Below are 9,096 nucleotides of genomic sequence, written 5' to 3' on the forward strand. Positions count from 1 at the left end.
TCCCCGAAGATGTCGGCTACGTGAAGCTGTCGAGAAATGAGGTAATGCGCCTCAGCAGGGTCGTCATGAGCGGTGCCAGCGACAACGTCATAGAATTCCATGTCGAGTTCTCAAACTGGAGAAGACGGCACCAGGCAATATCGAAATGGCATCACCACGCCAGGCGGCTCACCGTGGCGGCACTCGTCAGCCAAGAGGCACCCCTGGACGGCCCATCACGCAAGGTCACGAGACAGTCCGGTAAGCCCGTCTCCGGAACCCGGGAACGAAATTACGCAAAGCGACATGAATCTCACCCTACGAGATAACGGGACTGTAGTGTGACTAGGGAATTTCGTGATCGTCAGCACCTCGCCCGGGAATGATGAGCGAGGGTTCTGGGCAGGTCCCGGTTTCCCGGCTACAGCGCCATGCGGCGCTGAACCCGCGCATGTTTCGCGGGCTCACGACAACCGAATACTCGGCCCACGAACTGTAGCCTGCTCGCCCCCGGATCAAATCCAGGACTTCCGAAAGTCTGGCAGCAGGACTGCATCCCGGCTCAGCCACGCCATCGCCCAGATACGTTGCTAAGGAGGATTTCCGGCGGTCGAAATAGAGGGCTCAGTGATGAGAGGTTTCAGCGGCGACGGGTTCTTCATTGTCGGTGTCGACATACGGCCGGGAGTCTACCGAATGCCTGGCCCTATCGCCGGCCGCGTCGCGGCCTATGCTCTGCTATCGTCGCTAGCAGACTTCGCCGTCAGCGGGAACCTGGTCCAGACCATATTCGAGCTGATCAGGTCCCGTAATTCAGGCAACATCATGGACTGGGCCTTGATCTTCGGCCCCACCACCATGGTCGTGGGCCCTGGCGTCAAGGCGGTCAAGACCGAGGGATGCATGCCCTGGGAGCGCCTCGGCGACACGCTCGACGCGGCCATCCAAGCCGCTGAGCCACCGTCGACACCCCTCATCACCGGGGACGGGCTGTTCGTCGTCGGTATCGACATCCAACCGGGCGTCTACCGCACGCCGGGTCCGGCATCTGACGGGGGCGTCCACTCGTACAAGCTGCTGTCCTCGGCCAGCGTCCATGACACCATCGACGATCAGCTGGTGAACGGCCCCGCCACGGTCACCATCGGACCCGGCGTCAAGGCATTCGAGACCTCCGGATTCCTGCCATGGCAGCGGATCGGCGACACGCTCGACGCGGCCATCCAAGCCGTCGAGCCTCCGTCGACACCCCTGATCGCCGGAGAAGGGCTGTTCGTGGTCGGCATCGACATCCAACCGGGTACCTATCACGCGAATCGCCCGGAGAGAAAGGGCGGCGGCTTTTACTTTCTCCTCTCGTCAACCAACACCAACGACATAATCGATCAGGGAAGAGTCCACGGGCCGGCTGACATATACATAGGCCCTGGCGTGAAAGCAGTCAATCTCTCGGGATTCCGACTGTTGCAACGTGTCGATAACCCATCATCAAGGCCATCGGGGAACCCGTCCGCGGCGAACTGGCAGCCCCGGCCGGGATGGGGGACGATACGCAATTATCTTGAAGTGCCAAACGACGAGGGCATCGGGATCGATATCGTCGGCAAATTCATCTTCGACGACGGCAGCCCCGCTGAGCCACTCGTCTGGCGTAATACCGCACCGCGTCCGGAGGTGCAAGAGTATTCCCGTGGCGTGTACGCCGATGGCCACCTTACGGTTAAGGCCCCCGCAAGTCTACTGCTTGGCGCCGAAGAGATGTTTCAGAATATCAATTCAATGGAAGCCGCCAAACGAGCACTCGTCTTCATGGATCACGGGGACCTGTACGAGTTCGGCTGGGCGTGGACACCTCAGTACAGGCTGGTGAAGGCTGCCCTCGGGTTGTTCGACTGATGCTGCGTAGCGGCGAGTCGCCCAACCGCGAGAGCGGCTGGACCCCACCAAGATCCCCCAACCCAATAAGTGCTCATGATCTCGATCACGAAAATCGTCCGTTCGGCCAGCAGCAGACGGCGCCAGAAACGGGAGCCGCCGCCCTCAGGCGGCCGCCGACAGCGCTGAGGGCCGTGAGGCATGGGACCAGCGTGCACGTCCGCTGGACCAAGGTAGCCGCCACCTGCTTGTCGAAGCCGCGTCGACCGCTCGCCGGGTCGGATACCACCGTACGAGCCGCTCACGGCGCGGCGATCTCGCGCGTCGCGAGGACCGTCTGCGAACTCAGGGGTGACCCGGGGTCACCTGGCCAGGCCCGGGCCGCGCGGGAGCCAAATGGGGAGCCATCATCGGGCCACACAGGGCAACGCGGAGCCTGGCCGAGCGTCCGAAATATGCTCTTGACCTGCGATCTAGCCACAGCGAGCCACTCCAGACGACACAAAAATCCTCGTTCGCACCGAGGGGGTATGACTCGATTGCCGAAGTCGCGGCCTGGCTACTTTGGCTAATGTAATCCGCATAGTTCCCCCGGCCAAGTGGCGGCACAGCAGCACTGCCCGCTTTACGGCCTGGCAGTCTGGCAACGGCGCGCTCGCAAGTGAGATCGCTCTTGAGCGGTGCTGTCGGGCAGCAAGCTCGAGGTCACAGCGCCAAGGCAGCAGGCAGGCGCGGTCAATGTCGAGGTCGTCGCTAAGGCGGGCACGTCCAAGGCCGTCACCGCCGATCAGTTCACCTACACCGCCCCGCCTGTGATCAGTAAGGCGGCTGCCGCTTCGGCGTGTCGGTACGTACCTAGATCGCGAACCAGGGCCCATTCTATTTACTTTTATCGTATCCGTGTTCGATACTTAGTCGGTGACACAAGACCGTCGGGACCCTAGCCCTGTCAGGGCCATGTCAACTGAGGAACACTACGAGCGGTTCGTCCGTGCAGTGGAGGCCCAGGGCGGCAAAGTCAAAGAGCCAAAGTGGCTAGGTCGGTTTATCGCGCATCGCGATGCGGTACCGAGCGTGCGTCCAGGCTCAGGACGGGACGCCGGCGGGCCGGACAGAGTGCACCCCAGCAGCAGGGCGGCAAACTGGAGCGTAAGTACGCCTGTATCGGGTTCCAGGACAATGGCTGTACTGAGCAGGTGGCGTACCGAGATAAGCGATGCCGTCGTTGCAGTACTAAGTATCAGAATGCCCGACGCCGCGATGTCATCATCCAGAGCAATGCTCTGCGCAGGATCGCCAAGAAGGATGAGGTCGCCGCATACCAGCAAGAGCGTAAGGATTCAGGCCGGCAGGTGGAGCAGGCCGCGGCGTACTACCAGGCACACAGGGAAGCGCTCAAGGCACGCGCGCTGCAATACGCCCGCGACCATCCAGAGCAGGCCCGCGCAAGCCAGCTCAGGCACCACAGGTGGGGGATTGAGGGCATGGACGCGCTTGACATGGAATACGAGGTCGAGTATCGCAAAGCCATCAGAAATGACCCTTGTTTCTACTGCGGTGGCCCAGGTGAGCATGACGACCACTACCAGGCACTGGACGGCAAGCCCAAGGGCAACAACATGTGGTTCAACCTCGTGCGCGCGTGCTCGTCCTGCAACTGCAGCAAGCGCACCATGCATGGCGACGATTTCCTGGCCAAGATCAACCCGCAGAAGGCTGCCCGGCTGGCGCCGCTTGCATACCTCTGGGGCTACCCCGGTGGCTGGGACCAGTGGCTTGCGGGCCGTAAAGCGCACGGGACCAGTCGAGACCGCGCGGACCCAAGCCAGGAGAAGGTCCGGCGCATACTCGCTCGTACCGGGGCGCGTCACTTGACCAGATGGTCGGGTAAGCCAGTGCCAAATCAAGTGCCAACGAGTCCAGACTTCGCCAGACCGAGCGCGACGCACCGAGACGCCTCAAGTGCTCTGAACTGCGCGAACGCGACCTAACGCGACGACGTCAGACGGAAGCGGCACGCATGGCATGCATACTGTCACAGCATTACTTTCGACGATCCTGAGGTGTTGCCCAGCTGTCACGATTCATGTATAGGCTTTACTTTTCCGCGCCCCGGATGCGGAACCGAGGAAATGGTAGGCCTCTCATAGCTGAATTCCTCTTCCGCAAAGGACCGCTTATAGTCGGCAGGAACCGCGTTGTCGGCGATGATGAGCTGGACTTCGCCACGATTGCCGGCGTCTCGCTGTGTGGCGAGCCTGTGGTACACCGCGTTGTTCAGTTGCACCTGGTCGTTTTGCGCTAGCTGCGGAGTATCGATGATGAGCAGCGTGGGATAGTCGTTGTGGTAGCCGGTGGTGTAAATCGCCACGGTGAGCAGGGTTGTCCAGTAGGCCACCTGCACAGCGGTGATGATCCCTCCTCCGTGGCTGAAATTCTGGTACGGGCCGTTATCCAGCAAGGGGAGATAGGTCTTCGTGTCGATGGAGGCGCTGGTTACGCCTGGTATGCCGATCTCGTCGACAGTCCGCTGGAATTCTTCATTGAGGCTCGCGAATAGCGCTTCACGGCGGGCTCTGAGGTCTTCGGCCCTGCCGTCGAGCTCGGACTTGACCTCCTCGCGCTCTGCCCGGATCCGTCTTGCCTCCGCTGCGATGTCATCCGCGCTATCCCACTGGCGGAGAACATGCTCTAGTTCCTGCCGCCGGGCCCGTGCTGCTGCTATCCGCTGGAACACGTCGCTGAAGGCCTGCAGCCGCGGCGTTACCCGGTCTCGTGTGCGGGCATCCAGGTCGGCGTTCAGATTCTTCACCAGCTGTTCGCGCGCGCTGATGGCTTGGGTCACCGTGGCGAGTCGCCCTGCGAGGAGTTCCAGCTGACCGTCCATCTCGTCGAGCTGGTCGGCTAGCTGCCGGACCTCGTAGAGGTCGTTGCCGTCTAGGGCGTCGTGGACGGGGTCGGGTTGCAGGCAGACCCGGCATGCTCCTTCGGGGACCGGCCTGGTGGTGAGCGGCTGCATGCAACGCGGACAGAGGGTGAACTCGAAGTCGGCGAGGCGCTCTCCCGCGTCGCGCATCCGATGGTAGCGGTCAAGGTCTCCCCGGACGCGGCGACGCTCGGCGGCGCACTCTCCCTGCTGGCGGGCCAGGTCAACGGCCGTCTTCCGGGCATCCGCGAGGCTTTGCTCGGCTTCGCCGAGCAGGTCGCGCAGGACAGCCGTTTCCCGGTCAGCGACCGGGTCCACGTCCTCACGGAGAGCGGCCTGCGCTGCCTCTGCTTCAAGCTCGTCCGCTACGGCTGCTTCCAGGCTTTGCTGGGCGACGGCACGGTCCTCTGTTCTGCTGTTCCGGAGGAACGACAGAACGGTCTGGTGCTGTGTCTCGGTTACCTGCAGGTCGCCTTTGAGCTTGTTGAATCTGGACTGCAAGGCGAGTATCTCCGCGTTGGTAATCCCAAAGAGGAGCTCGAACACTGCCTTCCGCTTCGGGTCGAGATACGAGTCCTGGCTGTGCGCGATATCCCGGTTGATCTCTGACTGCTGGACGTACATGAAGGAGAAGATGTCGGCGAACGTGATCCGGTTGCCGGGCTTGCTGCTGCTACCCCCTGTCGCCGCGGCCCGGGCGTCTGCCGGCAGGCCCAAGGCAGTCATGAGCAACACGCTGAGGCTCGGCTCGGTGGAAGGTTCGACATAGTGGTCCTGTAGGCGTTCCTGGGTGACCAGGTCGGTTACGCGGACCACCCGGGCTTTAGCACGGTCCAGGCTGCGCGCGAGGCGGAACCTGGAGGTGCCGAAGGTAACCTCGAGAATCACGTCGTGGACGGCCTCGACTGCCTTAGGAGCCAGTTTCCCGTTCCCGCCGAACCCGTACTTGACCAGTTCCAGCAGGGTTGTCTTACCGACACCGGTCGGCCCGGCCAGCACAATCAGGTCGGAGGTGAAGCGGTACTCGACGCGTCCCCTGATGGTCTCCAGGAAGACGCTGTCGAGACGGACCTTGACTGTCACCGGATCACTTCTCCGTACTTCCGGTCCATGAGGGAGCCGAGTCTTTGGTAAATGAGGTCCTTGAGTGCGTTACCAGACAGCCCGGCCGATGACTCCGCGATGGCCTTGCTGCGGTCCGCGATTTCGCTCCACTCGTCTGCTGCCGCCAACTGCGCGGCGAACACCCGTCCGGTCGGGGTCGGGGCAAGCGCGACGCTGCCGCGCCGGCCGCCGACGTAGCGGAGTAGGTTTCGGCTCACGAGCGCTCCTATGACCGCGTAGTAGCGATCATCCCACGGACCGTACTTGTACCGGATCATTGGCGCCTCGACATGGGTCGGGTCTCCTGTCTCCTTTTCATGCAGTCCCAGCCGCGGATCGGCCGGGCTGAGCGCATCGAGGACCAGCGGAGCGAGGACGGGGTAGCGCAGCAGGAAGTCCAGCTTCGCGAGCTTGGTAAGGCCGTCGACTTTGCCCTGGTGCCCGCGCGCAGCGGCGACCGCGTCTATCAGGAGCAGGACGCGTACCTGGTGATAGGCGAGATCTTCCCGCAGCAGGGCAAAGTCTTCCGGGTTCCTGGGGATCGTCACGACGCATCCCCCTGCCAAGACCGAGCGGCAGCGAGACGCGCGGCGACGTCGAACCGCTCGCTGAACCAGACCAGGCACTGGGCGGTCAGGTCGCAGATGCCGCCGAGGCGCAGGTCGGCGTCAAGGTCCTCGGGCCAGTCCCCCGGCGGCATCGCCTTCACGCGCGCCTTAATGTCGCGCCACAGGTCGGGCCCGCGAAGAGGTGCTCCTGAATCGGTGATCGCGGTGGCAGCATCGTCGCTGATGGCAAGCAGCGCCCGTTGCAGCCGCTGCCGGAGTGAGCGGGCCAAGGGGTCTCCACTGTCTCGCTCGCTCCAGTACGCCAAATAATCAGACCGAAGCTGCTCCGCTCGCTCGATGGAGTTATCAGCGCAGAGTCCCGCTTCCATCTTGATCCCGAGACGCGTAGTGCGCGGGGGCGGGACGATCGGCAGGTAGCCTGCTCGGTTCGAGACCGCTTTCCGAATCGTGAGGTCAAGATCCGCGATTGTCACCGTTCGCTTGGCCAGTTCACGCTGCGCCAACACGCCGCTGGTGAGTCTGACCTGGCCAGCCTGAATATGAGGCAGCGCGCCGCGCGAAGTAGGACCTGCTGCCCGCATTCGGGCTCGGAAGAGCGCCATCACGGCTTCCCAGACGGAGACGGCGAGCAGGGCGTCGTGCCCCAAAGTCTGCAAGACCGGAACGCAGTACATGTTCGGGGCAGCATCGCTGACGTAGGTACGCTGCGGTCTGGCCTCGTCTATCCGGAGCACAGACAAAAAGCGGGCCGCCTGCTCCAGATGATCGGCGGCGGGATCTGTGACGCCAGCGTCGACTGACGCTTTCCACGGAGTCGGCAGGAACTTCGGGGTCCGCTGAAGGCCTTTCGCGAACTGGATAACGACTGCCTCGTGAGTGCCGCTTGCGAGGAGCATCTGCCCTTCGCCCGCGAGTTTCCGGAGGGCTACGGCCGCCTCGTTCAGTCCCTGGGCTTCTCCCGGGGCCAGCCCGGCGGTCGTGACCAGGCGACAGTACGGCAATTCGTTAATCGTATGCCAGCGCCCGAACAAGTGCGCGAGCCCGCCGTCTCCGAGCAGCTGATTAATGGTAGTGAATACCGCCACCGACGGGTCGCGATGCTTCGCTGAGACAAGCTCGGCTCCCCCCGGGCCAATAACCACCCAGTCCTCGTGATGTTCGCAGACGATTCCCACATCAGTAGCGGAGGCCAAACGACCGTTGTCGATGGTTTCGCGGTAGAGGGAAAGAGCATCAGCTGCCGCCATCGCCGCCTGCCATTCAAACCGGTCAGCCGTCTGAGCCCCAGCGTCATCCGTCGGCTGTGCGGACAGTACGGCCTGCGTTGCCGTCGCGGTCCCTTCTCCGAGGTCAGATGACACCTATGCAATATATGGCGACTGCTCCCGGAGAAACCTGCGAACTGCGACTTGATAGCTTGGCAAACCGGCCGGTGGCGCCATCTTCCTCGAGCGCACCGCTCCAGCCGGTCCGCCGCTTTCTACGTCGCACAGGAGACGCTCATCGGCGTGTCATCACCGTCGCCAGGGGACGTGAGCTTCGCCCGTTCGGATACCCAGGTGTACGGGGCGGCTGCATGTCGACTATGTGACTCAGATCACCCGATCAAGCTTGGGCTTGCGGGGAGCCAGGCGGAGAGCCATCATCGGCCCACGCAGGGCAACATGAGGCGTGGCCGAGCATCCAAGTTGTGGGCTTGAGCTGCTATCTAGCCACAGCGAGCCACACCGGCCGACAGCACATGCCTCGTTCACACGGAGGGGATCAGGGCCGCAGAGAGCGTCCACCATGACCGGGCTGTTCCATTATTCAAGGCTGAGATCACACAACGCTCGACGGGATCCTCATCCGACGAGACGCTAACGGCTCGGGTAGTTGCAACTAGCCGAGCCGTTAGTCCCCACTGATGTCCCCACCGGCCTTGCCTGTCTTGAGGCATCAGGCCGCTGACCTGGAGCCCCGTAACAGAATCGAACTGTTGACCTTCTCCTTACCATGGAGACGCTCTGCCGACTGAGCTAACGGGGCATGTATTCCTGGGGTTCCGCACCGCAACGCGTCTCCTCAGGCCGTGCACAGCGCTGGGACGCCGTCGAGTCCAACAGCGTGCCAGCCCGTGCGCCAACCGGCCTTAGAGAGCTTAGCGTACTTCTGTGGTGCTCGCGTCTCCGCCCGGAGGCGTCCGCCTGCGCCACGGTGAAAGCAGTCCGACCTCCCCCGGTACATTCGGCCGCCCCCGCGCACTCTGGCACAGCGAGCGCTACGTCGGGGAGGGACTGCGGATGGACGAACATCCGTGCCGGAGAACGCTGAGCGCCGACGTCCGCAACGGACGGCGGCACTCAGCGTCTCAACCGGTTGCGGCTAGCTCTCGAAGCCCGGGTCGGCGGTCGAGATGTCGTAGTTGTTGCCCCAGTACCACTGCGTGGCGTTGGAACCGGGCAGAACGTGCGGCACGCCTGTGGGATCGGCGATCCAGTAGCGGACCCTGGCCTGCATCCACTGCGGGAGGCCGGCCACGCTGTCCTTCACCGCCTGCCAGTCGTCGATCATCGTGTAGATGATCGCCACCGTGTTGTGATCGGCGCTCAGCTTGGCCTCGATCCAGCCCGCGGCCTGCCACGGGGTCGCGTCGCCCGGCTC

General features: G+C 63.2%; 6 protein-coding genes and 1 tRNA gene. 2 read left to right on the top strand and 5 right to left on the bottom strand.

The annotated features are described in order from the left end of the window. The first annotated feature begins 609 nt into the window (after positions 1-609). Together Q1N79_RS18390 and Q1N79_RS18395 are read left to right on the top strand one after the other, a co-directional pair. Positions 610-1,875, top strand: a complete 1,266-nt coding sequence (locus Q1N79_RS18390; RefSeq protein WP_300610523.1) for a hypothetical protein — start codon at positions 610-612, stop codon at positions 1,873-1,875. A gap of 1,175 nt (positions 1,876-3,050) precedes the next feature. Beyond that, positions 3,051-3,845 (top strand): hypothetical protein, encoded by a 795-nt coding sequence (locus tag Q1N79_RS18395; RefSeq protein WP_300610525.1) that lies wholly within the window; start codon positions 3,051-3,053, stop codon positions 3,843-3,845. An 86-nt stretch (positions 3,846-3,931) separates the two neighbouring features. Here the strand turns inward: Q1N79_RS18395 and Q1N79_RS18400 are convergent, their stop codons facing one another. The 5 genes from Q1N79_RS18400 to Q1N79_RS18420 form a co-directional block, all read right to left on the bottom strand. Then, a complete protein-coding gene (locus tag Q1N79_RS18400) occupies positions 3,932-5,863 on the bottom strand; it encodes an AAA family ATPase (RefSeq protein WP_300610527.1) in 1,932 nt (643 codons plus the stop codon). Continuing rightward, the gene (locus tag Q1N79_RS18405) at positions 5,860-6,432 is read right to left on the bottom strand and encodes a hypothetical protein (protein WP_300610529.1); all 573 of its coding nucleotides are present in this window, start codon (positions 6,430-6,432) and stop codon (positions 5,860-5,862) included. Before Q1N79_RS18405 ends, Q1N79_RS18400 begins: the two co-directional genes overlap by 4 nt. Next, positions 6,429-7,814 carry a hypothetical protein gene (locus Q1N79_RS18410; RefSeq protein ID WP_300610531.1) on the bottom strand — a complete coding sequence of 462 codons (1,386 nt, stop codon included), beginning with the start codon at positions 7,812-7,814 and terminating at the stop codon, positions 6,429-6,431. Before Q1N79_RS18410 ends, Q1N79_RS18405 begins: the two co-directional genes overlap by 4 nt. 591 nt (positions 7,815-8,405) lie before the next feature. Next, positions 8,406-8,481 (bottom strand) — tRNA-Thr (locus Q1N79_RS18415). Between the two features lie 336 nt (positions 8,482-8,817). Beyond that, the coding region (locus Q1N79_RS18420) for a hypothetical protein (RefSeq protein ID WP_300610532.1) at positions 8,818-9,096 on the bottom strand (279 nt) is incomplete at its 5' end.

The organism is Trebonia sp. (genome assembly GCF_030042015.1).
Lineage (GTDB): Bacteria > Actinomycetota > Actinomycetes > Streptosporangiales > Streptosporangiaceae > Trebonia.

Excerpts from the sequence above, each read along its gene's own strand:
- Q1N79_RS18390 (WP_300610523.1), top strand. The coding sequence starts at position 610 with ATGAGAGGTTTCAGCGGCGACGGGTTCTTCATTGTCGGTGTCGACATA.